At 70.7% G+C, this 23205-nt stretch carries 24 protein-coding genes; 7 read left to right on the forward strand and 17 right to left on the reverse strand.

The window, feature by feature from the left end; all coding sequences use genetic code 11:
- Positions 1-16: 16 nt before the first annotated feature.
- Positions 17-1465 (reverse strand): LCP family protein, encoded by a 1449-nt coding sequence (locus tag ACZK5N_RS06145; RefSeq protein ID WP_459019182.1) that lies wholly within the window; start codon positions 1463-1465, stop codon positions 17-19.
- Between the two features lie 119 nt (positions 1466-1584).
- Here ACZK5N_RS06145 and ACZK5N_RS06150 point away from each other — a divergent pair, with 119 nt between their 5' ends.
- Positions 1585-2691, forward strand: a complete 1107-nt coding sequence (locus tag ACZK5N_RS06150) for an LCP family protein (protein ID WP_459019181.1) — start codon at positions 1585-1587, stop codon at positions 2689-2691.
- A 4-nt stretch (positions 2692-2695) separates the two neighbouring features.
- Here the strand turns inward: ACZK5N_RS06150 and ACZK5N_RS06155 are convergent, their stop codons facing one another.
- Genes ACZK5N_RS06155 through ACZK5N_RS06200 form a run of 10 tightly spaced genes read right to left on the reverse strand, consistent with a single transcriptional unit; the run spans position 2696 to position 13070 of the window.
- The gene (locus tag ACZK5N_RS06155) at positions 2696-3925 is read right to left on the reverse strand and encodes an FAD-dependent oxidoreductase (RefSeq protein ID WP_459019180.1); all 1230 of its coding nucleotides are present in this window, start codon (positions 3923-3925) and stop codon (positions 2696-2698) included.
- Positions 3926-3943: 18 nt separating this feature from the next.
- Positions 3944-4603 carry a maleylpyruvate isomerase family mycothiol-dependent enzyme gene (locus ACZK5N_RS06160; RefSeq protein ID WP_459019179.1) on the reverse strand — a complete coding sequence of 220 codons (660 nt, stop codon included), beginning with the start codon at positions 4601-4603 and terminating at the stop codon, positions 3944-3946.
- On the reverse strand, positions 4600-5427 hold the full coding sequence (locus ACZK5N_RS06165; RefSeq protein WP_459019178.1) for a fumarylacetoacetate hydrolase family protein: 828 nt from the start codon (positions 5425-5427) through the stop codon (positions 4600-4602). The genes ACZK5N_RS06160 and ACZK5N_RS06165 overlap by 4 nt, the downstream gene beginning before the upstream one ends.
- On the reverse strand, positions 5424-6557 hold the full coding sequence (locus tag ACZK5N_RS06170; protein WP_459019177.1) for a cupin domain-containing protein: 1134 nt from the start codon (positions 6555-6557) through the stop codon (positions 5424-5426). Before ACZK5N_RS06170 ends, ACZK5N_RS06165 begins: the two co-directional genes overlap by 4 nt.
- 2 nt (positions 6558-6559) lie before the next feature.
- A complete protein-coding gene (locus ACZK5N_RS06175; RefSeq protein ID WP_459019176.1) occupies positions 6560-8251 on the reverse strand; it encodes a CocE/NonD family hydrolase in 1692 nt (563 codons plus the stop codon).
- Positions 8248-9063 (reverse strand): MBL fold metallo-hydrolase, encoded by an 816-nt coding sequence (locus ACZK5N_RS06180; protein WP_459019175.1) that lies wholly within the window; start codon positions 9061-9063, stop codon positions 8248-8250. The genes ACZK5N_RS06175 and ACZK5N_RS06180 overlap by 4 nt, the downstream gene beginning before the upstream one ends.
- Positions 9060-9962, reverse strand: a complete 903-nt coding sequence (locus tag ACZK5N_RS06185) for an alpha/beta hydrolase (protein ID WP_459019174.1) — start codon at positions 9960-9962, stop codon at positions 9060-9062. The genes ACZK5N_RS06180 and ACZK5N_RS06185 overlap by 4 nt, the downstream gene beginning before the upstream one ends.
- Entirely contained in the window at positions 9959-11092 is a 1134-nt protein-coding gene (locus ACZK5N_RS06190; protein WP_459019173.1) for an FAD-dependent oxidoreductase, read from the reverse strand. Before ACZK5N_RS06190 ends, ACZK5N_RS06185 begins: the two co-directional genes overlap by 4 nt.
- Before the next feature lie 27 nt (positions 11093-11119).
- The gene (locus ACZK5N_RS06195) at positions 11120-12073 is read right to left on the reverse strand and encodes a phosphotriesterase family protein (RefSeq protein ID WP_459019172.1); all 954 of its coding nucleotides are present in this window, start codon (positions 12071-12073) and stop codon (positions 11120-11122) included.
- Between the two features lies 1 nt (position 12074).
- Positions 12075-13070, reverse strand: coding sequence for a phosphotriesterase family protein (locus ACZK5N_RS06200; RefSeq protein ID WP_459019171.1), 996 nt, complete (start codon positions 13068-13070; stop codon positions 12075-12077).
- Positions 13071-13334: 264 nt separating this feature from the next.
- Between ACZK5N_RS06200 and ACZK5N_RS06205 the strand changes: the two genes are divergently transcribed.
- From ACZK5N_RS06205 to ACZK5N_RS06215, 3 genes are read left to right on the forward strand one after another with little or no spacing between them, the layout of a single operon-like run.
- Positions 13335-14534: an acetyl-CoA C-acetyltransferase gene (locus tag ACZK5N_RS06205; protein WP_459019170.1), complete on the forward strand. Its 1200-nt coding sequence runs from the start codon at positions 13335-13337 to the stop codon at positions 14532-14534.
- A complete protein-coding gene (locus tag ACZK5N_RS06210) occupies positions 14534-15307 on the forward strand; it encodes a CoA transferase subunit A (protein WP_459019169.1) in 774 nt (257 codons plus the stop codon). The genes ACZK5N_RS06205 and ACZK5N_RS06210 overlap by 1 nt, the downstream gene beginning before the upstream one ends.
- 3 nt (positions 15308-15310) lie before the next feature.
- Complete coding sequence (locus ACZK5N_RS06215; protein ID WP_459019168.1) at positions 15311-15958, forward strand: 3-oxoacid CoA-transferase subunit B; 648 nt, start codon at positions 15311-15313, stop codon at positions 15956-15958.
- Here ACZK5N_RS06215 and ACZK5N_RS06220 read toward each other — a convergent pair.
- The 6 genes from ACZK5N_RS06220 to ACZK5N_RS06245 form a co-directional block, all read right to left on the reverse strand.
- Positions 15930-16814: a LysR substrate-binding domain-containing protein gene (locus tag ACZK5N_RS06220; protein WP_459019167.1), complete on the reverse strand. Its 885-nt coding sequence runs from the start codon at positions 16812-16814 to the stop codon at positions 15930-15932. The genes ACZK5N_RS06215 and ACZK5N_RS06220 overlap by 29 nt on opposite strands.
- A gap of 33 nt (positions 16815-16847) precedes the next feature.
- A complete protein-coding gene (locus ACZK5N_RS06225) occupies positions 16848-17465 on the reverse strand; it encodes a hypothetical protein (protein WP_459019166.1) in 618 nt (205 codons plus the stop codon).
- Positions 17466-17657: 192 nt separating this feature from the next.
- A complete protein-coding gene (gene purE / locus ACZK5N_RS06230; protein ID WP_459019165.1) occupies positions 17658-18164 on the reverse strand; it encodes a 5-(carboxyamino)imidazole ribonucleotide mutase in 507 nt (168 codons plus the stop codon).
- On the reverse strand, positions 18157-19317 hold the full coding sequence (locus tag ACZK5N_RS06235) for a 5-(carboxyamino)imidazole ribonucleotide synthase (RefSeq protein WP_459019164.1): 1161 nt from the start codon (positions 19315-19317) through the stop codon (positions 18157-18159). Before ACZK5N_RS06235 ends, purE begins: the two co-directional genes overlap by 8 nt.
- A gap of 21 nt (positions 19318-19338) precedes the next feature.
- Positions 19339-19836 carry a PH domain-containing protein gene (locus ACZK5N_RS06240; RefSeq protein WP_459019163.1) on the reverse strand — a complete coding sequence of 166 codons (498 nt, stop codon included), beginning with the start codon at positions 19834-19836 and terminating at the stop codon, positions 19339-19341.
- A gap of 31 nt (positions 19837-19867) precedes the next feature.
- Positions 19868-20656 (reverse strand): biotin--[acetyl-CoA-carboxylase] ligase, encoded by a 789-nt coding sequence (locus tag ACZK5N_RS06245; RefSeq protein WP_459019162.1) that lies wholly within the window; start codon positions 20654-20656, stop codon positions 19868-19870.
- Between the two features lie 168 nt (positions 20657-20824).
- Between ACZK5N_RS06245 and ACZK5N_RS06250 the strand changes: the two genes are divergently transcribed.
- The 3 genes from ACZK5N_RS06250 to ACZK5N_RS06260 are packed head-to-tail and all read left to right on the forward strand — an operon-like array spanning position 20825 to position 23201.
- Positions 20825-22399, forward strand: a complete 1575-nt coding sequence (locus ACZK5N_RS06250) for an acyl-CoA carboxylase subunit beta (RefSeq protein WP_459019161.1) — start codon at positions 20825-20827, stop codon at positions 22397-22399.
- A complete protein-coding gene (locus ACZK5N_RS06255) occupies positions 22396-22605 on the forward strand; it encodes an acyl-CoA carboxylase subunit epsilon (protein ID WP_459019160.1) in 210 nt (69 codons plus the stop codon). The genes ACZK5N_RS06250 and ACZK5N_RS06255 overlap by 4 nt, the downstream gene beginning before the upstream one ends.
- 2 nt (positions 22606-22607) lie before the next feature.
- Positions 22608-23201 (forward strand): Maf family protein, encoded by a 594-nt coding sequence (locus ACZK5N_RS06260; protein ID WP_459019159.1) that lies wholly within the window; start codon positions 22608-22610, stop codon positions 23199-23201.
- Positions 23202-23205 lie beyond the last annotated feature (4 nt).

The following is a 23205-nucleotide window of genomic DNA, read 5'->3' on the forward strand; positions in this document are numbered from 1 at the left end:
TTCCTCCGGGGCAAACCTAGCCGACGGTACACACGGGTGCCAGATCGGTTGCCTGTGGACGGGGGGAGGCCGACGTGGGGCCGGGCGAGGTCTCGGGAGCCGCGGGCCTGGACGATGCCGGGGCCGCGGTGCTCGGGCCGGCAGTGGCCTCGGGCGACTTGGTCGGCTCAGCCGCCGGCTCGTCGGCCAGTTGCCCGGCTACGCGGGTGCGGATCAGGTCGAAGTCCGGCTCCGCCGCCACGATGAGCGGAGGGACGAAATCAACTGAGGTGATCCCCTGGTCGCGGACCAGGAGCGCCAACTCGGCCAGGTCGTTGATCGCGCCCGTCCCGATGTCTGTGCGCAACAGATCCTTGCCTGCCTCGCTCAGCCTGACGAACTTGGTGGCCAGCGTCATGGGATCGAGTTGCGCGACCATCGCCGACATCACGCACTTCTGGCGGAGCATTCGCTCGTAATCACTCGAATCCGACCGCGAACGGGCGAACCACAGCGCGTGGTATCCGTCGAGGAGCACGTCCTCGCCGGGCTCGATCCACTTGGTGACCTTGACACCGTTGGCCCCCCCGATGGGGATGCGACGCCCGACGTCGAGCGTGATGCCCCCCATGGCGTCGATCAGGGACTGGAATCCCTGCATGTCCACCAGCACGTAGTAGTTGAGCTCGAGGCCGAGGGTCTCTTCGACCGCCTCCTTGGTGGCCTCCAGCCCCGCCTGACGCCCCGGGTAGAGGTCGGCGTTCTCCTCGCCGAGGGTCCAGATCCCGTTGAGCATGCAGGCCCCGTCCTCACACTCGAACCCGTCGGGGTACAGCTCGTCGAGGGGGGAGGAGTCGGGGAAGGGAACGCGCTGGAGATTGCGCGGCAGCCCGAACAGGATGGTCCGGCCGGTGCGGGCGTCGATGGACGCCACGTTGATCGAGTCCGGCCGAAGCCCCTCGCGGGATTCGGAGGAGTCCGAACCGAGCAGCAGGATGTTGAGCCGGCCATTCTTGAGCCGGGAATCCCCACCTCCGCCGAACACCTGCCCGACGTTGCGCGCCGCGACCAGGGCCTCCGTCGCCGTGCTGGTCACGGCGGCCACCGCCAGAACCGTCACCAACGCCGTGATCGAGAGGGCGAGGCGAGCGCGGCGCTCCAGCCTCAGTGGGCGCGCCATCCGCCAGGCGTCCAGCAGAAGCACCAGCCAGAACACGAACAGGAGCCACAGGGCGGCGCGCAGCGTCATGGCCAGCCAGGGCTGGAGCAGGAGGCCCACGGTGGGCCCCCGCAGCACCAGGAGTCCCACGAGCACCAACCCGGCGAGCAGGGCGGCGGCCCCGAACACGCGGGTCGCGACACGCCCGACCCGTCGACTGCCCGCGAGGATCTGCACGGATCCCGGCAGCAGGGCCGACATGAGGACGAATCCGAAAGCGCGACGGGACTGGATGCGTTGCGCGTCGGTGGGTCGGGTCGGGGTCAACGTCGGGCTCCTCATCGGTGGCTCGCCCCAGTCTCGCCCGGAGGGTCGCCCCCCACAAATTCGCCACGCCAGCGCTGTCGAGGTTCCTGGGTATCCTGTCGGTCGAACAGGAGGCTCTGGTGCCGAAGAACGATGACCTGCAATGGCTGTACCGCGAGGATCCCCGGGACGAGCCTGAGCACACCGCGATCCTCTCCCCGGAAACCTCGCAGGCCTATCCGACGCACCAGTCCTCCGCTCAGAGCGGACGGGTGCCCACCTCGCCGCCCCCGATCGCTCCGCCGGCTGCCCGCGGCAGTGTCCGCACGCGGCGTCGTCGCCATCCCGTGCTCCGCACCGTGGCCGCCCTGGTCGCGCTGTGGCTGGCATTCCTGCTCGGCACGCCGGCATACGCGTGGTCGGTCACGACCAAGGTCGACGCGGTGCCGGACGGGGAGCGGCCCGGCGAGCAGCCGGGGACCACGGTGCTGCTGGTCGGGTCGGACGCGCGCGAGGGCGACGCCGGCCGAGCGGACACGATGATGCTCCTCCACGTGCCTGTGGCCGCCAAACCTGTCCTGATGTCGCTGCCCCGGGACTCGCTGGTGGCCATCCCAGGGCGCAACCGCAACAAGATCAACGCGGCCTATGCCTTCGGTGGACCCCAACTCCTCGTCGCGACCGTCGAGGAGAACACCGGGGTGCGGGTCGACGGGTACCTCGAGGTGGGCTTCGACGGCGTGGTCCAGGTCGTGGACGCGGTGGGTGGCATCGAGGTGTGCCCGACGTTCGACATCGATGATTCGTTCGCCGACCTCACCCTGTCACAGGGCTGTCAGATGGTCGACGGCACCACCGCTCTGGCTTACTCCCGGATGCGCAAGTCGGACCCGAAGGGCGATCTCGGGCGCGTGGAGCGGCAGCGCGAGGTGATCGCCGCCATCATGAAGGAGGCGCTTTCGCCCGCGAGCCTCATCAACCCCCTGCGGTACTGGCGGCTCAACATGGCTGCCGCCGAGTCACTGTCGCGTGGCGAGGACACCGGGCTGCTGGACATGGGAGCGGTGGGCCTGGGGTTCGCGGCCGCCACCACCGGAGCCGGCATCAGCATGACGGTCCCTGTGGCCGGCACCGACACAGTCGACGGCGTCGGTTCGGTCGTCCGGTGGGACGAGGACGCCAGCAGCGCCGTGTTCGCCGCGATCGCCTCAGGCGACACCTCGGACCTGGACAAGTACCAGAGCTGAAGGCCTACCGTCCCTTCATCGGGATCGGGGTGAACATCTCGGGTTCGTCGTCCGGGTACAAGGCAGTGGGGCCCCAGACCCAGTCGGTGAAGGCCCAGTCATGGGGGTCGATCGAGTCGAAGACGGCGTTGCGCTGCAGGCGTTCCCGACCCCCGAGGTGCCACAGCTCACCCCAGGCGCGACCGGTGGTGAGGATTCGCCTGCAGTGCTCGGGCCGCACCGCGTTGTAGGCGTCCAGCACGGCGTCCCAGGCCACTTCGCCGGAACCGTCCCTGTTGAGGGCGACGTGCTCGCCCATCACCCAGCCGTCCTCGATGGCCATGATGGCGCCCTGCGCCATGTACTGCAGGGGCGGGTGGGCGGCGTCGCCGAGCAGGACGATGCGGCCGTCACGCCAATCCATGATCGGGTCGCGGTCGAACATCCTCCACCAGCGGTCGCGCCACATCAGGGGCAGGCCCTTCTGGATCTGCTCGCAGGTGCCGGCGAACGCGGCGTCGAGCTCGTCCGGGGTACCCCAGTCGTCCTCGCCGCGCAGCGCCTTGGGCGACTCGAAGACCGCCACCTGGTTGAACATCTCCCCGCCGCGCAGCGCGTACTGGACGAAGTGGCAGCCGGGCCCGACGTAGGCCTGCACGGCGGTGGGGTCGATGTCGTTGGCCTCGGCCAGGTGGATCGGCACCGCCCCCCGATAGGCGACGTAGGAGGAACTCACGGGCTCGTCGTCGACGATGCTGCGCCGCGCCACCGAGTGGATGCCGTCGGCCGCGATCACCACGTCCGCCTCGTCGGTGCTGCCGTCGGCGAACGTGACGCGGGCGCCGCCGTCGGCGTTCTGATACGCCACGCACTTGCGGCCCCCGATCAGCTCGACGCCCTGGCGCTGCGCGGCACGGAGGAAGATGCCGTGCAGGTCGCTGCGGTGAATCACCATGTAGGGGAAGCCGTAGCGCTCCTCGACGCGCTCCAGGTCCAGCTCCAGCAGGACCCGGGCGTCGAGGGCATCGCGCATCCGCATCCACCGCGGCACCACGCCGAGCCGCTTGGCCTCGTCGAGAAGGCCCAGGCCGTCCAGGATCCGGGTGCAGTTGGAGGCGATCTGCATGCCCGCGCCCACCTCGCCGAACTCGTGCTGCCGCTCGTAGAGCTTCACCGTGAGGCCCTGGCGGCTGAGGGCGGTGGCGGCGGCGAGGCCGCCGATGCCGCCGCCGATGATGATGACGTCACTTCTCATGGGGCGTGTCACTCCTTGTCAGAGCCAGGGCGGGAGGTCTGGGGCGGGTCCGCCGCCGGCCGCCGTCACACCAGCGAACGGGCGGCCGGCGAGCCAGGCGGCCACCTGGGCGGGCGGTCCGGCGACGGCGGGGGGCTCGCCCTCCGCAGTGGAACGCTTGGCGGTGATGTCGTCGATCAGCGCCAGGCAGAAGTCCTCCGGGAGGTCGCCGAACGTCACGCCCGCGGAGAGGTCGACGGCGTGCACCATCACCTCGCGGGCCCGCAGCCAGGGCGCCTCCGAGGCGGGCACCGTTCGGCCCTGCGCCGTGCGCACCGGGGCGGCCCACTGCTCCACCGCCAGCTCGGCCCAGTCCGCGGCCAGCGCGTCGGCCGCGGCCTTGAAGTCCGAGACCAGGGCGGCCGGGTGCTTGGCCGCGCCCGCGACGATGTCGGCGGTGCGCTGCTCCGGGGAGGCGTACATCGGGGTCTCGACGCCGGTGCGAGCCCACCGGGCCAGGTTGCGCAGCGCGTGGGCGTTGTTGGTGAGGTGGCTGAGCAGGTAGGCGCGGCTCCAGCCGGGCAGCCCACTGGAGCGCTCCCAGGCGTCGGGCTCGGAACCGATCGACTCCACCTCCCTGTGGACGATGGCCGTGCCCTCCTCCACCCAGCGCAGCGCGTCCGCCAGCGTGCGGGTCATCCCGCCACCACGCGGTTGCTGACCGACCCGATGCCCTCGATGGTGCACGTGACCAGCTGCCCGGCCCGCAGGTAGACCGGTGGCTTGCGGGCATGCCCGACGCCGCCGGGGGTGCCGGTGGCGATGAGGTCGCCCGGGTTGAGCCGGATCATCGTGGAGACGTACTCCACGAGCGCGACGGGGTCGAAGACCAGGTCGCCGGTGCTGTCGGACTGCATGGTCTCGCCGTCGACGGTGGTGGAAATGGCCAGCGACGGGCGGACCCCGCCCAGCTCGTCGGGGGTCACCAGGTACGGGCCCACCGGGGTGGTGGAGTCCCAGTTCTTGCCCTGGGTCCACTCGCGGGTGCGGAACTGCCAGTCGCGGCAGGTGACGTCGTTCATCACGGTGAACCCGGCGATGGCGGCCTCGGCCTCCTCCCCGGTGGCGCGGCGCACCGGCCGGCCGATGACGAGGGTGAGTTCGGCCTCCCAGTCGAACTCGTCGGTCTCGGCGGGGCGGTGGATGTCGTCGGTGGCGCCGATGAGGGTGTCGCTGAACTTGGTGAACAGGGTGGGGTATTCGGGGATGGGGCGTCCCATCTCGGTGATGTGGGTGCGGTAGTTGAGGCCCACGCACACCACCTTCGACAGGGTGGGCACCAGGGTCGCGAACTCTGCGCCCCCGGCCGGGTACGTCGGGCCGGTCGCGGCCGCAGCGGCCTCCGCCCAGTCGGGCCGGGCGAGGAAAGCGCCCACGTCCGGTGCGCCCAGGTCGACGAGCGTGTCCCCGTCGACCCGGACGGCACGGGTTCCTTCGGGGGTGCGCAGCGTGGCCAGTCTCATCGGGCCACCTCCATTCGTGCCAGGTCGAGTCGTTCGAAGATGGGGGCGTCGCAGAACCGGAACAGGTCCAGCGCGTTCGAGTCGGAGCCGTCCTGGCCGGCGTCGGCCTTCGCGGTGAACGGCACCCAGCTGGGCACCACGAACATGTCACCGCGCTCCACGGTCCACGTGTAGTCACCCACGCTGACCGTGCCCGCGCCGTCGAACACCTGGAACACCGAGGACCCGGTCTCCTTGACCGGCGCGGTCTCCGCTCCGCCCGCGATGCGGTGGATCTCGGTGCGGATGGTGGGCAGGACATCCTGGCCGGTGGTGGGGTTGGTGTAGCGGACAGCCGCATGACCGGGCTCCACCGTCACGTCGTGCCCGGCCCGCTCCAACTGCAGCTGGTCGCGCAGCGCCGCATCGGTGTACTCCCAGCGGTAGGCCAGCAGCGGCGACTTCGGCGTAGGGCCCAGGAGCCGCAGCGGCGACAGCCCGGGGCGTCCCCACAGCATCTCCGCGCGCGACACGTCGGGGGTCTCCATGGCGTCGAGCTCCTCCGGACCGAACTCGAAGAACGTGGACTCGATCTCGTACTGGAACGGGATGTCCAGGCCGTCGATCCACGCCATCGAATGCTGCGACGGGTTCTGGTGCGCATGCCAGTTCCAGCCGCCCTGGGGCAGGAAATCACCCCGACGCATCGGCACCGGATCGGAGTTGACCACCGTCCACACACCCTCGCCCTCCACGACGAACCGGAACGCGTTCTGGGTGTGCCGGTGGTAAGGCGCGATCTCCTCCGGGCACAGATACTGGATCGCGGCCCACAACGTCGGCGTCGCGTACGGGCGGCCACCCAGGGTCGGGTTGGCCAACGCGATGGCCCGCCGCTCCCCGCCGCGACCCACCTCGACGATCTCACCGGCCCGTTCGGCCAACCTGATCAGGTTCCGCCACCGCCACAGATGCGGCGCGGCCTTGCTCTGCGGCGCGAACGGCATCAGGTCACCGATCTCGTACCACAGCGGGATCAGCATCTCCTCCTCGAAACCCTGATACAGCTCGATCAGCTCAGGCGTGACCGGCGGCTGGTTGGGCGCATCCCTGGCCTCGAGCCGGACCGGTGTGGGGTGGGTGTTGGGCATGGTCACTCCTTCGTGGGCGCCGTGTAGGGCAGGACGAGTCGCGACGGGTGGTCCGCGTCGCGGTAGATCTTGTGGGTGACGGGGCGCCCCACGGGCAGGTGGAACGCGTCGGGGGGCAGCAGCGAGTTGTGCTCGTCGACGAGCGGCTCGGCGTTGGACAGCTCGACCCGGAGCCGGTGACCGGGCAGGAAGGTGGTGGCGAACGGGTAGAGGCGCACCACGTACTCCTCGATGGCACCCGGCTCGACGGGGACGGCGCGGGTGTGCGGGTGGTGCGGGCTCCCCTCGGTGGTGCGCTCGTCGAGTTCCCGGTGCGAGGCCTTGAGGTAGCCGGTGGTCACGATCTGCCGCTTGCCTGTGGGCGCCACGTCCCAGAGCCTCAGGATGAGGTTGGTGTCGGGCTGGTCGATCTCGACGAACAGGTGCGCGGCGCCGGTGCCGATCATCTCGGTCGCCTCCTCGAAGGGGGCCGTGGACCAGTCGAGGATCACCACCTCGTCGGTGACGCTGAGCGGCGCCTGGTAGAAGCCGTCCGGGGCCGCGTGCTGCGCGGACATCCGCTCGGGCTCGGGCGACAGCACGCGTCGCGGCCGCAGGTAGAGGCTGCGGTACTCGACGTCCTTCGGCGGCCACTGCTCCCCGGTGACTCGTTCGCGTGAGCCCTCGACGAAGACGGTGACCGGGGGCTCGTCCATGACGCCGGTGTCGATGCCCTTGAGCCAGTGGTCGTACCAGCGCAGCATCGTGTCGTGCTCCTCGACGAAGGGCCGCGACTGCATGGGCGGGTACGGGCCGATGTCGAGCTTCTTGGGGCCCTGGAGCCGGTTGAACAGCTCGACGGTGCCGTCGATGGTCCAGCCGCGGCCGTTGTCGATCTGCAGCCAGACGGGGATGTCGATGGACTCCGCGAGGTTGACGGGGTTTCGCTCCTCGTACCACTCACCGTCGAGCTCGTTCATCACGATGTCGAACCAGGCCTCGTGGTTGACGGGGTAGTTGAGGACGTGGACCAGGTTGGGCCAGGCGGCCACGTCGGGGTCCTCGAGCCGCTCCGCCACGCGTCGCCTGATCTCGTCGGGCGGGTAGGTCTCCAGCATCCGTGACTTCACGCGGTCCGTGAACGCCCAGCCCGAGTCCCCGCCGCGACCCTCGCGCGCCGCGCGCGGCATGAACCACATCACGCCCCCGTGGTAGGTGGTCTCGTAGAAGTCGAAGTGACCACCGCTGACGAAGATGGCCTTGAGGTGCGGGGGCCGCTCGGCGGCGGCCAGCACCTGCATGGAGCCGAAGTAGGAGATGCCGATCATGCCGACGTTGCCGTCACACCACGGCTGCGCGGCGACCCACTCGATGACGTCGTAGGCGTCCTGCCCGAGCGACACTCCCCCGGCGTTGTAGTTGCCGATGTGCTCGCCCCCGGAGTCTCCGGTGCCGCGCAGGTCGCCGATCACGTGGGCGTAGCCGGCGCTCACGACGCGGTCGATGTCGCCCGCCTCGATGCACCCGTCCCACATCGGTGACGGTCGCCGCTGCGGCGGCGTGGTCAGGGCCAGCGCCTGCAGCTCCTTGCCGTAGGGGCTGAGCGCCACCAGGGCCGGGCGCGGGGTCTCGTCGGCGCCCTCGTACACGTCCAGGGCCAGCTCGACGCCGTCGCGCATGGGTGCGCGGAGGTGCTTGCGGATGCGCATGGTCATGGGTGGCTCCTGTTCAGCTGCGCGTAGCCGTGCAGCGTGGTGAAGAACGGGGACGGCTCGAGCGTCGGGTCGCCCGTGTAGCCGAGTTCATCGGCGACGGGGGCGAAAGGCGAGTAGATCGATTCGTCGGGCCGTTGCCCATGGCGCACCGCGACCTCGCGGATGCGTGCCTCGAGGTCGATGCTCTCCTGAAGTGCCTGACGGGCCTGCGCGCGGTCCAGCTCGACCCCGTGGGCCACACCGTCGGCGCCCCGGTACGGGTGGCCGAGGTACATCCGCTCGGGGCGGACCTCGGTGAGGAGATGGGTGAGGCTTGCGCGGTACGCATCCGGGTCCCCGTAGCCGGGGAACCCGCTGGCCGCTCCGTGGATCTGGACGGCGTCGCCCACGAAGGCCGCGCGATCGACCACGTAGGCCGCGGATCCCGCGGTGTGCCCGGGGATGCTGTGCACCGCCACCTCGACGCCACCACCCAGCGGAAGGGAGTCACCGTCGCGGACCAGCACAGGCGTCCACTCCCCCGGGTCGAGGTGGTGGGCGTCCGCCTCGTGGATGACCACCCGCGCGCGGCGACCGGTCAGCTCCCACAGCGCGCGTGCGCCGCCCACGTGGTCGATGTGGCCGTGGGTGAGCAGGATCCAGCGCACGTCCTCGATCCGGCGGCCGAGCGCCTCCAGCGCGGGCGCCATGCCCTCGGCCGGGGATGAGGCGATGCCGGTGTCGACGATGGCCGGCTCGGGGGCGTCGATGAAGAAGCTGTAGAGGCTGAACCGCCCCCACTGCGAGACCAGGGGGTGGACACCGACCGTCATGGCCGCCGCCCCAGGAACGCGGTGGTCTCGTCGAACACCCGGTGGAACTCGGGGATCCAGGAGAAGTTGGCCACGAAGCCGTGGTTCGCGCCCGCGTAGCGGCTCACGACCGTCTCCACCCCTGCCTCGGCGAGGCGGCGTCCGTACAGCTCACCCTCGTCGCGCAGCGGGTCGTACTCGGCGGTGACGATCAGCGCCCTGGGCAGGCCGGCGAGGTGTTCGCGCCTGATCGGCGAGACTCGCGGGTCGGCCGGGTCGGCGCCGCTGTCGACGTAGAACGCGTTGAACGGCTCGAGGAGGGCCGTCTCCAGCCCGTAGCCGGTGGCGTTCTCCCTCAGCGAGGGGTAGCGATCCTCGTCGAAGCCCAGGTCCACCGACGGGTAGTAGAGCACCTGGTCGGTGATCCGGTCGAAACCGTCGTCGACGGCCATGCCGGCGACGGCTGCCGCCATGCCCGCCCCGGAGGAGTCGCCGGCGACGACGAGCCGCCCGCCGCTCCAGGGCTGATCGGCGACCCACCTCACCACGGCGTAGCAGTCCTCCAGCCCGGCCGGGAACGGGTTCTCGGGCGCCAGCCGGTAGCCGGCGGCCACGACGGTCCAGCCGGTGGCCGCGGCCAGTTCGCGGGCCACGTGGTCGTGGGTGTCCAGGCTGCCGAGGAAGAACGCGCCGCCGTGGAGGTAGACGATCACCCCGCCCGAATCGCCGTCATGGGCGCGGTAGACGCGCACCGGCACGTCGCCCGCCGCGAGGTCGTCGACGGAGTGCAGCGGCAGCCGCTGGTCCGTCGGCGGCACCTGGGCCTGCTCGCCCGCCCGGATGGCTGCCGGGTTGATCGGCCCCTCCGGCGGGGCGGGCAGGGAGGCGAGCACCTCGGCGATTCTGGGGTGGAGCGTCATCGGGCGGGCTCCTCCTCGCGCATGGTGGCGGGCTTCTGGCCGGGGAACACGTCGTTGACCTCGTCCTCACTCCAGCCCTGGCGGGAGATCCGCTGCAGCTCGTCGGTGACCGGCTTGCGGGTGGCCTGGTAGAGCTCGAGCGCCTCCTTGACCGAGTCCGCCTGGAGCAGGGCGTCGGCGAGACCGCCTGCGTCCATGATGGCCGAGTTGGCGCCCTGGCCCTGGTGGTGGCACATCGAGTGGGCGGCGTCGCCGAGCAGCGCGACGCACTCGGAGTGCCAGTTCTCGACCGGGTCGATGTCGTAGACGGCGCGGACGATGACCTTGTCCCAGTCGAGGTCGCGGACGGTGGCCACGATGCGCTCGTCGAAGCCCTCGACGGTGCGCAGCATGTCGTCCTGGGTCACCGCGGGCGTCCAGGTGCTGTCCGGGGCCAGCGCGGTGACGTCGAAGGAGAGCTGACCACGGTGGCGCAGCGGGAGGACGTAGACCTTGGTGCCGCGGCCGAGGTACATGCGCAGGTTGTCGTCGACGACGAGGCCGTGGGCGGCGTCGGCGTCCACCACGACGCGGTACGCGTGCTCGCCGGCGAAGACCGGCTGCTGGTCGCTGAACAACTGCGTGCGCACGGTGGACTTGATGCCGTCGGCGCCGATGACCAGGTCCGCGGTGGCGGTGGTGCCGTTGGTGAAGGTCAGCTCGGCGTGATCGCCCAGGTCCTTGATGGACTCGAGCTTGTGGCCGAGGTGAACCATCCCCTCGGGCAGCACGCCGACGAGCGCCTCGATGAAGTCGCCGCGGTGGATGAGGTGGGTGTGGGTCTTCACCTCGTAGTCGTCCATGCCCGGCCAGGAGTCCTGCATGATCGTGTGCCCGTCGGCGGTGAGGATCTCGAAGTAGTCACTGGGGGAGCTCACCTTGGCGATGGCGTCGAAGATGCCCCACTGGCGGAACAGGTCCATGGTTGAGGGGCGTAGCCCGATGCCCGCGCCCACCTCCCGGATGCTGCTCGCCTGCTCGTAGACGTCCACCTGGGCGCCCAGGAGGCTGAGCGCTTTTGCTGCCGCGGCGCCGCCGTAGCCGCCGCCGACGATGGCGATCTTGAGGTTCTTGAGGTCGGAGGACTGCATTGTTCTCTCGCTTTCGTGGGGGGTGGGTCAGCTGCGGATCGACAGGAAGTCGGCCGGGTTGGTGACGAAGAGGGTGTGGATGGTGGCCTCGTCGACGCCTGCGTCGCGGAGGTCGGGAATGAGGTCCTCGAAGAGGTAATTGACGGTGTGGCCCTTCACGCCGGGCCAGCCGAGGGGGCTGCAGTTGGCGTCGACGCCGGCCATCGCCTGGTCCAGGTGCCCGGCCGCCAGGAAGCGCAGGAAGTGGTCGAGGCGCTCCTTGCGTGGGCGGGCCCAGAACGGCGGGTCCTCGAGTTCCGTCTCGTATCCGAAGGTGTCGAAGCCGACGCGGCCGCCCTGCTCGGCGATCCATGTGTCGCGGGTCTTCGACGCGTTGACGCCGTCGTCGGCGTGCCCGAACAGGACCCGGTCCAGGGGAAGGCCCTCCTCGTTGAAGATGGCGATCGCGTTCTCGGCGTCGATGGCGAGGTGGGTGAGGACGGGCACCCCGGTCTGCCTCGCGGCGCGGGCCGCGGCGCGGTAGATCCGCTTGTCCAGCTCCGTCATCCGGCCGCCGCGGCTGACGCCGACCTTGATCACGCCTGCCTTGCTGCCCGTGTCGCCGATGCCGACGGTGATCTCGTGGACGAACACCTCCGCCAGGTACTCGACGGAGGCGCGTGCGAAGTGGGGCAGCGCCGTGTCACCGCCGACGAACCCGGTGCAGGCCACGATGTTGATGCCGGTCTTGGCCGAGAGCGACTTGTAGTAGTCGATGTCGCGGCCGTTGCAGATGCCGGTGGCGTCCACGAACGTCCCGCCGCCGTACTCGTGGAACGCGCGCAGCTTCGGCACGGTCTCCGCGTAGCGCTCCTCGGGCGTCTTCCACCAGCGGGAGTCGAGCTCGCTGCCGGGCATGCCGTATCCGATGTGCTCGTGGACGGCGACGATACCGAGCGCCTCCGCCGGGATCGGTCCCAGCACTGTGTTCACCCTGGACATGTCACTCACCTCTGGTGTCGTCGTCGATGGTCAGGAGCTCGCGCGGGTTGGCCTCGAGGATGGTGCGGAGGTCGTCGTCACCGATGCCCAGGTCCCTGAGCCTCGGGACGAAGGCGGTCAGCACTGTGCTGTAGGGCAGGTCGTGGGCGGGCAGGCCCTTGGCGACGCCGACGGCGTTGCAGGACAGCACGATCCGGTTCGCGTGGCCGGCCCGCACCAGGTCCGCGACCAGGGCGGCGCGTTCGCGGTCGGTGAGGTGGGCCGGGTCGTCGTTGAGTCCCACGTGGTCGATGCCGACGAAGGCGCCCAGGCGGGCCACCTCCGCGGGCGCGCCAGCGGAGACGGCGTCCCTGCGGTCCAGGCCACCGACGAGCACCCGCCCGGCGGGCAACCCCTCGTCGAGGAGGACGGCCAGCTCGGCGGCGGCATCGCGGCCGAACCGGAACGAGACGGCCGCCCCTGTGTCGCGGGCGGCGCGGGCGGCGCCTCGGGCCAGGCTCTCGTCCGTGGGCGTCATCCCCTCGCGGGTGGCGGTGGTGGTGACCAGGCCCGCGGCGGCCCGGCGCTCGAGCCGAGGCACCACCATGCCGTCGGTGACCTCGGCCGCGAACAGCGCGCCGAACCGGTCTGCCGGCCAGGGCGTGGGCGGGTTGGTCTGCGGGGTGAGGAAGTAGCCCCCGAGCAGCTCCTCGGGGCCCATGCCCGTCGATGCGACGATGTGGACGCCCGTGGTCCGCGAGAGGGCTTCATAGAGGGTGAGGTCGCGGCCGTGGAACATGCCCGTGTTGTCGACGATCGCGCCCCCGCCGGCGGCGCGGAACTCGGTCAGCCGGGCCGCGAGGATGTCGAAGATCTCGGCCCGGTCGATCGTGATGTCGGGCGCGTACTGGGCGCCGGGCAGCACCGAGAGCAGCGCCTCGTGCATCGCGACGACGCCGAGCTCGTCGGCGGGGATGGCGCCGAGCACCGTGTTGGCGGTTCCGGGGGTTGCCGACATGGCACACCTTTCGTCGTCAGGGGACGCCGGGGACGGCGTCGGGAGAGGGTGCGGAGCGCTGTTCGGGTGACAGCGACGTGCAGGTGAACCAGGAAGCCGCGTCTCCGCTTGACGGGCCGCAGTCCACTGCAGTGTGGGTGGCGTTGATGAACTGTATCCCGTGGGGTGGCGGTCAGGTCAACGGAAATGTTGACCGGGTTGCTTATCAATCCGACGCATCTAGGTATTGGACTTCGCATGGGTACGGCGTGCGAAGCTCAATGCATGATCGTGATCTGTGAGCCCGTCCGCACGCCCGTCGGCGCCTACCTGGGCGGTCTGTCGAGCCTGTCCGCGGCCGAGCTGGGCACCGTCGCGGTGCGCGAGGTCGCCCGCCGCGCCGGGCTCGGGGAGAACTCGGTCGACGACGTCATCCTCGGCAACTGCAACCCCTCCGGCGAGTTCCCGGCGCTCGGCCGCGTCGTCGCGCTGGACGCCGGCCTCGGCGTCGGTGTGCCTGGCCAGCAGGTGGACCGGCGCTGCGGATCCGGGCTGCAGGCGGTGCTCACCGCGGCGATGCAGGTCCAGGCGGGCGTGAGCCGACTGGTGATCGCCGGCGGCGCCGAGTCGATGAGCGGTGTGGAGCACTACGCGCTGCTGAGGCAGGGCGTGAAGGGCGACGGGGTGCAGCTGACCGACCGCCTTGCCCGCGCCCGTGCCACGGCCGGGGGCCGCGACCATCCCATCCCCGGCGGCATGATCGAGACCGCGGAGAACCTCCGGCGCGAGTACGGCATCAGCCGGGAGGCGCAGGACGAGTTCGCGCTGGCCTCGCACCGGAAGGCGGCCGCGGCACAGGCCGCGGGGCTCTTCGACGCGGAGATCGTGCCCGTGGAGGTGTCGCGGCGGGGCGGGGTCACCACCGTCGCCTCCGACGAGCACATCCGGCCGGACACGACGATGGAGGCGTTGGCCCGGCTGCGCCCGATCCTCGCGGGGTCCGACCCCCAGGCCACCGTGACCGCCGGCAACGCGTCGGGACAGAACGACGCCGCGGCCGCGTGCATCGTCACCACCATGGAGGAGGCCGAGCGGCGCGGCCTGACCCCGATGCTCGAGCTCAGGGGTTGGGGGCTGGCCGGCGTCGAGCCGGAGCGGATGGGCATCGGGCCGGTGGCCGCGTCGGCCGCCGCGCTCGGCCGGGCGGGCCTGACCCTGGCGGACCTGGACCTCATCGAGCTCAACGAGGCCTTCGCCGCGCAGGCGCTGGCGGTGCTCACCGAATGGGGGCTCTCCCCCACCGACGAGCGGCTCAACCCCAACGGGTCGGCGATCTCGCTCGGCCACCCGGTCGGCGCCACGGGGGCGCGGATCCTCGCGACGATGGCCCACGAGCTGCGCCGCTCCGGGGGCCGCTACGCGCTGGAGACGATGTGCATCGGCGGCGGGCAGGGCCTGGCCGCGGTGTTCGAGCGGGTGGCCTGATGGACAAGGTGGTGGCCTCGGCCGCGGAGGCGGTGGCCGACATCGCGTCCGGCTCCCGCATCGCCGTCGGCGGGTTCGGGCTCGCCGGCATCCCCTGGATCCTCATCGACGCGCTGCTGGAGCAGGGCGCGACGGACCTCGAGATCGTCAGCAACAACCTCGGCGTCGACGGCGCCGGCCTGGGCAAGCTGCTCGAGGCCCGTCGCATCCGCCGCGCCATCAGCAGCTACATCGGCGAGAACCGGGAGTTCGCTCGCCAGTTCCTCGCCGGCGAGCTGGAGGTGGAGCTCACCCCGCAGGGCACGCTCGCCGAGCGGCTGCGCGCGGGCGGCGCCGGGATCGGGGCGTTCTTCACGCCGTCGGGCGTCGGCACGCTGGTCTCCGACGGCGGGATGCCCTGGCGCTACGCCCCCGACGGGTCCGTCGCGCTGGCGTCGCCGCCGAAGGAGGTTCGGGTGTTCAACGGGCAGCCGATGGTGTTGGAGGAGGGCATCGTCGCGGACGTGGCACTGATCCGCGCCGCCGTCGTAGACCGCCACGGCAACTGCCGCTTCCACGCCGCCGCGCAGAACTTCAACCCGCCCGCGGCCATGTCTGGGCGGCTGACCATCGTCGAGGCGGAACGGGTGGTGGAGGCCGGCGCCATCGACCCGGAGGACGTGCACCTGCCCGGCGTCTTCGTCGCCCGCGTCGTGGCCCTGACTCCGGAGCAGGCGGTCGCGAAGATGATCGAGAAGCGCACCACCACAGTCCGCCCCGACCTGGAGGCCTGAGCCATGCCCTGGACCCGCGCACAGATGGCCGCCCGCGCCGCGCTCGAGCTGTCGGACGGCCAGTACGTCAACCTCGGCATCGGGCTGCCCACCCTGATCCCCAACCACCTGCCCAAGGGCGTGCACATCGTGATGCAGTCCGAGAACGGCATCCTCGGCACGGGCCGCTACCCGTACGACGACGAGGTGGACCCTGACCTCATCAACGCCGGCAAGGAGACCGTCACGGTCGAACCGGGTGCCTCGTTCTTCGACTCGGCCACCAGCTTCGCCATGATCCGCGGCGGCCACATCGACGTGGCGGTGCTGGGCGCCATGGAAGTGGCCTGCAACGGCGACATCGCCAATTGGATGGTCCCCGGCGCCCTGGTCAAGGGCATGGGCGGGGCCATGGACCTCGTGCACGGAGCCAAACGCGTCGTGGTGGTCATGGACCACACCACCAGGGCGGGCGCGCCCAAGCTGCTGGCGCAATGCGCCCTCCCGCTCACCGGACAGGGCATCGTCGAGCGCGTGGTGACCGATCTGGGCGTATTCGACGTCCGCGGCACCCACTTCGAGGTGGTCGAACTCGCGCCGGGCGTGACGCTGCAACAGGTGGTGGACGCCACCGGCGCCCCCGTCAGCGCACCAGCGCCTCGAGCCGTGTGAGCACCTGCTGGACCACGCCCGACGGCGCCGCCTCGCGCCACGCCGCCACCAGGTCCAGCGTCGGGCCGGGCTCGTCGGCGAGCGGCAGGTAGACCACCCCCGGGATCTGGACGTTGCGCACGCCCTCGGGCACCAGCGCGACCCCGAGCCCGGCGGCGACGAACGCCACCAGCGTCGACGTCTCCCGGACCACCGAGCGCATCTCCGGCTCGAAGCCGGCCGCCAGGCACGCCGCGAGAACCGCGTCACCCGTCGCCGACGCCTTCCGCGGGTAGCCGACGAAGGCCTCGCCCGCCAGGGACGCCAGCTGAACGGGCTCCTCGCCGGCGAGCCGATGGTTGACCGGCACCGCCACGACGAGCGGCTCGCGGCGCAGCACCTTGGAGCCCACTCCATCGGTGCGCGGGAACGGGCGCAGGACGCCGATGTCGCTGCGTCCCTCCACCAGCGACCGCTCGACCTCCGGGCTCAGCAGGTCGCCCTGCAGCTCCAGACGGAGGTTCGGCAGCTCGGTGGCCAGGGCCCGGGCCAGTGTCGGCATCAGCTCATAGGTCGACGAGCCGATGAAGGCCAGGCGGACGGTGCCCTCCTCGCCGGCGTGGACGCGGCGCACCTCGTCGACAGTGACATCGATGACGCTGAGGATCTCGGTGGCCCGCGCGAACAACCGCTCCCCCGCGGGCGTCAGGTCGACGCGCCGGGTGGAGCGGTTGAACAGCTGGACCCCGAGCTCGCTCTCGAGGGACTTGATCTGCTGGGAGAGGGCGGGCTGGGCGAGGAACAGCCGGGCGGCCGCGCGGCCGTAGTGGCGTTCCTCGGCCAGCACAACGAAGTACTTGAGGCGCCGCAGATCCATACCGGTCAGCTTGGCACCTCGACGGCGGGTCCGTCAGCGATTGGCGCCCACCGGTGCCTGCTGGGGCGCGCCGCGGCGCGGGTTCCAGCCCGGCCCGGCGACGGCGTCGGCCGCCTTCCCGCTGACCACCACCATGATCGCGGTCATCACGGCGCCGTAGACGAAGAACCCGGCGATCGCCAGGAGCCCCGCGGGGGGAACCAGCGCGGCGGGGGCTCCGGGGTTGTCGCCGATCTGGCTGAGCACCATCATCACCATGAGCGACTCGACGAAGCCGAGCAGGACCACCGGCACCATGGCGAGCGGCGTCTTGCCCAGCACGGTCGGGTGGACGGCGAGGATGAGGAAGATCACCAGCGTGATGCCCACTCCCAGCACCAGCGGCGCGGAGGCGGGGTCGGCCGCCAGCATCGGGCCGGCCACCAGCGCGAACAGGAAGCCCCACACCACGCCGGCGAGGAAGCTCAGCACCATCGGTACGAGCCCGCCGAGGGGCAGCTGCAGCGCGAAGAACACGATGATGGGGACGATGAGGAACGGCGTGTAGGCGGCGTACTGCGGGAGCAGGATCTGGAACGGAAGCAGCAGCAGCGTGATCAGCACGGCGCCGAGGATGGCCTCGACCAACGTGCCCTTGACGAAGTTTGACATGGATCTCCTTGGGCTCTCCAGCGCGTCGTCGCGCGGCATAGTTCCACGGTAGGAACAGCAAAACCCCAGGTCAATACATCATTAAGACCCCGACGGCACCGATTGAGTCGGGATCGCGATAGCTGGCCTCTCCGCAGTGGGAATCCCGGGACCTGGCCGGTATCGGGGCCCGTCTCCCCGGATTCGCCCCCTTTACGGCTGCTGGCCGGACGCCTCGCGGACGACCGCGCCTTTGGCCCGGGCGGCGTCGCGCAGCGACTCCTGGAAGTCCAGCATGCGCTGGATCAGCGCCTCGTCCGAGGCGGCCAGGATCCGCACGGCGAGCAGGCCGGCGTTGCGGGCGTTGCCGATGGCCACCGTCGCCACCGGCACCCCGGCGGGCATCTGCACGATGGACAGCAGCGAGTCCATGCCGTCGAGGTACTTCAGCGCCACGGGCACCCCGATGACCGGCAGCGGCGTGAGAGCGGCAAGCATGCCCGGCAGGTGCGCCGCGCCCCCCGCGCCGGCGATGATGACGCGGACACCGCGCTCGTGCGCGCCCCGCCCGAAGGCCACCATCTCGTCGGGCATGCGGTGCGCCGAGACGACGTCGGCCTCGAAGGGCACGCCGAACTCGGCGAGCGCGTCGGCGGCGGCAGACATCGTCGGCCAGTCGGAGTCCGACCCCATCACGATCGAGACGAGCGGTTCAGGCATTCGGGTCTCCCATCAGGTAGCCGGCGGCGTGGTGCGCGCGGCGGCGGACGTCGTCGAGGCTGGTGCCGAGGGCGGTGACGTGACCCACCTTGCGGCCGGCCTTCACCTCCTTGCCGTAGAGGTGCACGCGGATCTCGCGATCCCGGGCGAAGACGTGCATCAGCGCGCCCGTGAGGTCCTTCTCGGCGCCGCCGAGGACGTTGGTCATGACCACCACGTCGTCGCGCAGCTCCGGCGACCCCAGCGGCAGGTCGAGCACGGCCCTGATGTGGTTCTCGAACTGGCTGGTGCGGGCGCCGTCGATGGTCCAGTGGCCGGTGTTGTGGGGGCGCATGGCCAGTTCGTTGACCACGATCCGGCCGTCGCGGGCCTCCATCAACTCGACCGCCAGCACGCCGACCACGCCGAGCTCGTTGGCGATCCGGATGGCCATCTGCTGCAGCCCGGCCGCGCGGTCAGGGTCCAGCCCGGGCGCGGGGGTGACGGTCTCGACGCAGATGCCGTCGGTCTGGACGGTTTCGCTGATCGGGTACGCCACGACTTGCCCCGAGGGAGAACGGACGACGATGGCGGAGAGCTCGCGAGCGAAGTCGACGAACTCCTCCGCCACGATGCGCACCCGCTCCCCCGCCGACGAGTGCGCGATCCCGTCGAACGGAGCCTCGGCCTGCGAGTCGTCGTCGAGCTTCCACACGCCCTTGCCGTCGTAGCCGCCGCGGGAGGTTTTGGCGATGATGGGCCAGCCCTGCCGCTCGCCGAAGGCGGACAACTCGTTGACGGTGTCGCATACGGCGAACGCGGGGCAGTCCACGCCGAGCTCGGCCATCTTCTCGCGCATCAGCGCCTTGTCCTGCGCGTACACCAGCGCGTCCGGGCCGGGGCGCACGGCCACCTTCCGCGACACCTCAGCCAGGTGCCGCGTGGGTACGTGCTCGTGGTCGAAGGTGAGCACGTCGACGCCGTCGGTGAAGGACATCAGCGTGTCGAGGCTGCGGTAGTCTCCGACGACGGCGCCGCGGACCACCTGCGCGGCGGACACGTCCGGCCCCTCCGCGAGCAGGCGGACGTCGATGCCGAGCGGGATGGCTGCCTGGTGCATCATGCGGGCCAGCTGCCCACCGCCGGCGATGGCCACTGCGTAGCGACGAGTCACCGGGGCAGCATACCCAAGCGGCTACTCGTCGCTGTCGTCCTGCTCCTCGAACAGCAACTCCGTGATGGTCACGTGCACGCGCTCGACGTCCGGCACGTCGGGCAGCCGCAGGGGCTGGCCGGCCGCCGTCTCCAGGATCAGCGTGCCGCAGCCCAGCATGCGGTCAGTCAGCGAGCGCTCGTAGTTGACGTTGTTGATGCGGCGCAGCGGGAGGTCGTGGCCGAGCTTGTTGATGATGCCGTGCCTCGTGATGATCCGACGGTCCGTGATGGTGTAGCTGGAGGTGATCCAGCGCAGGAACGGGATGAGCACCAGGAACAGGAACAGCACCAGCGCCACGGCGATCGCCACCCACGTGGCCCACGGCTGCCACGCGGGCGGCAGCAGCGCGATGGACACGCCGAGCCCGGCCCCCAGGAGGATGAGGATCAGCGCGGGGCCGATCAGCGCCTTGACGTGGGTGTGCATGGAGGCGATGACCACCTCGTCGCGCCCGAGCTGGTCCTTGTCGATAGCCATAGCGCCCAGTCTGGCACGCGCCACCGACGAATCAGCCCAGCTTCGCGTGCACGACGTCGCCCACGGCGAAGGTCTCGATGCCGGTGGCTGTGGTGACCTGCAGCCGCCCCCACTGATCGACGCCCCTGCCGGTCCCTGAGACGCGGCGGTCGCCGTCGAGGATGACGGTCAGCTGCGCCCCGACGGAGGCGCACCGGGCCTCGTACTCCGCGCGCAGGTTGCCCCGCAGCTGCCAGGACCGGTAGAGCCGCTCGAAGTGGCTCAGCACCCCGGCGACGATGCGGTTCTGGTCCGTCGGGAGTCCCTCGAGGGCGAGCGATGTCGCGTTGGGCACGGGAAGCTGGTCCGCCGACAGGTCCACGTTGATCCCGATGCCGACGACGGCACGCGCCCCCTCCGGGTGCTCGATCCGCTCCGAGAGGATGCCGCAGACCTTGCGGCCGCGGATGAGGACGTCGTTGGGCCACTTCAGCGACACCGGCGCCGCGCCGTCGGCGAGCTCGGCCACCGCCGACGACACGGCCATGCCCGCCAGCAGCGAGAGCCAGCCCCACTGTGGGAACTCCGGCTGAGGGGTCAGCAGCAGCGACATCGAGATCGACGCCCCCGGCGGGCTCACCCACTGGCGGTCCAGCCTCCCGCGCCCGGCCGTCTGTTCCATGGACACCAGGACGGCACCCTCCGTCGCCCCCGCACGCGCCCGCGCCGCGAGGTCCGCGTTGGTGGAGCCGGTGGTCTCCACCACGTCGACGGAGCGCCACAGTGTCGCGGCGGGGAGCAACGCCACGATGCGGCCGGCGTCGGAGAAGGTGGGAGTCACCGCCACATCGTAGCCCGGGGGCACAGGGCCGGCGGGGACGAGACGACCTCCTCAACGAGGGCAGCACCCCACATGGGAGCGGCACGAAACCTGGGGCGATTCACCCCCAGCCATCCAACAATCTGAGCGGCCACCGGGACTGACCGGTTCCGCCGCTATGGTGTCGGCATGGAGATCGACATCCACACCACTGCCGGTCGGATCGCCAATCTCGGAGTGCGCATCGACGAAGCCGTGCACGCCGGTTCGGCCGAAGCGGTGGAGAAGCAGCATGCCAAGGGGAAGATGACCGCCCGAGAGCGGATCATGGCCCTCCTCGACGAAGGAAGCTTCGCCGAGTTCGACCAGTTCTCACGTCACCGCACGACCGCCTTCGGGATGGACGCGCGCCGCCCGTTCGGCGACGGCGTCATCACCGGCACCGGGTCCATCCACGGCCGCCCGGTGTGCGTGTTCAGCCAGGACGTGACCATCTTCGGCGGCGCCCTCGGCCAGGTGTACGGCGAGAAGATCGTCAAGATCCAGGACTTTGCGCTCAAGACGGGAGTGCCGATCATCGGCATCAACGAGGGCGGCGGCGCGCGCATCCAGGAGGGTGTGGTCTCGCTGGCCCTGTACGGCGAGATCTTCAAGCGCAACACCCGTGCCTCGGGCGTGATCCCGCAGATCTCGCTCATCATGGGCGCGGCGGCCGGCGGCCACGTGTACGGCCCGGCGCTGACGGACTTCGTCATCATGGTGGACAAGACCTCGCAGATGTTCATCACGGGCCCGGAGGTGATCAAGACCGTCACGGGCGAGGACGTCTCCATGGAGGAACTCGGCGGCGGCCGCACCCACAACACCAGGTCCGGCAACGCCCACTACCTGGCCGCGGACGAGAACGACGCCATCGAGTACGTGCGCGAGCTGCTCACCTACCTGCCGCAGAACAACCTGGAGGACGCCCCCGTCTTCGACGACGACCACGCGGACCTCACCATCACGGACCACGACCGCGAGCTGGACCTCCTCATCCCGGACGCGGCGAACCAGCCCTACGACATGCGCGAGGTCATCCGCAACGTCCTCGACGACGACGAATTCCTCGAGGTGATGCCCCTGTTCGCCGGCTCGATCATCGTGGGCTTCGGCCGCATCGAGGGCCGCTCGATCGGCATCGTCGCGAACCAGCCGACGGTGTTCGCGGGCTGCCTGGACATCGATTCGGCCGAGAAGGCCGCCCGGTTCGTCCGGACGTGTGACGCCTTCAACATCCCGGTGCTCACGTTCGTCGACGTGCCCGGCTTCCTGCCGGGCGTCGGCCAGGAACACCAGGGCATCATCCGCCGCGGCGCCAAGCTGATCTACGCCTACGCGGAGGCCACCGTGCCGCTGCTGACCGTGATCACGCGAAAGGCCTACGGGGGCGCCTACGTCGTGATGGGGTCCAAGCATCTGGGTGCCGACATCAACCTCGCCTGGCCCACCGCGCAGATCGCCGTCATGGGCGCGCAGGGCGCGGTCAGCATCCTCTACCGGAAGCAGCTCGCTGGCGCGGAGAGCCCGGAGGTGGAGCGCGCCCGGCTGGTCCAGGAGTACGACGACGAGCTCACCAACCCCTACGTCGCGGCGGACCGCGGCTACATCGACCAGGTCATCTACCCGCACGAGACGCGGGCCCAGGTGATCCGCGCGCTGCGGCTGCTCCGGACCAAGCGCGAGGTCCTCCCGCCGAAGAAGCACGGGAACATCCCGCTGTGACCGGGCACCTGGAGTTCCGGGGCGCGAACCTGACCGAGGAGGAGATCGCCGCCGTCGTGGCGGTGATGACCGCCTCGTCGGGCCCTGAGCAGCTGCATTCGGCTGACGCACGCCCCACGGCGGGCGGCTGGACGTCCTACTACCGCACGGTCCGCTCACCGCTGGTCGGGGGGCGCGACGCGTGGCGCACCTACCACCGCATGTGACCATGCGGCTGATCCTCGCCTCGAAGTCGCCGGCTCGGCTCACGGTCCTGCGCCGCGCCGGCCTCGAACCTGAGGTGATCGTCTCCGGATTCGACGAGCGGCAGATCGCCGACCCCGTCCCCGCCGCCCTGGCCGGCCGGTTGGCCGAGTGCAAGGGCACTGCGGTTCTGCCGCACCTGGAGGGCGACTTCGTGCTGCTCGCCTGCGACTCGGTGCTCGAGTTCGAGGGCCGCTCCCACGGCAAGCCACGCTCGGAGGAGGCCGCCGTCGAACGCTGGCAGCGGATGCGCGGCCGGGAGGGCCTGCTGCACACCGGCCACTTCGTCGCGGTGCGGCGCGGCGCCGAGGACATCCGCTACACGCGGGTGGGATCGACCCTGGTGCGGTTCGCGGACCTTCCCGACGACGAGATCAGGGCCTACGCCGCCACCGGGGAGCCCCAGCGCGTGGCCGGCGGCTTCACCATCGACGGCCGCGGTGGCGCGTACGTCACGTCGATCGAGGGGGATCCCTACAACGTGGTGGGCGTCTCGCTGCCCATGTTCCGCCAGATGGTGATCGACGCCGGGGTGCCCTGGCAGTCCCTGTGGCGTTGAGCCC

The organism is Tessaracoccus pujii, assembly GCF_055326215.1.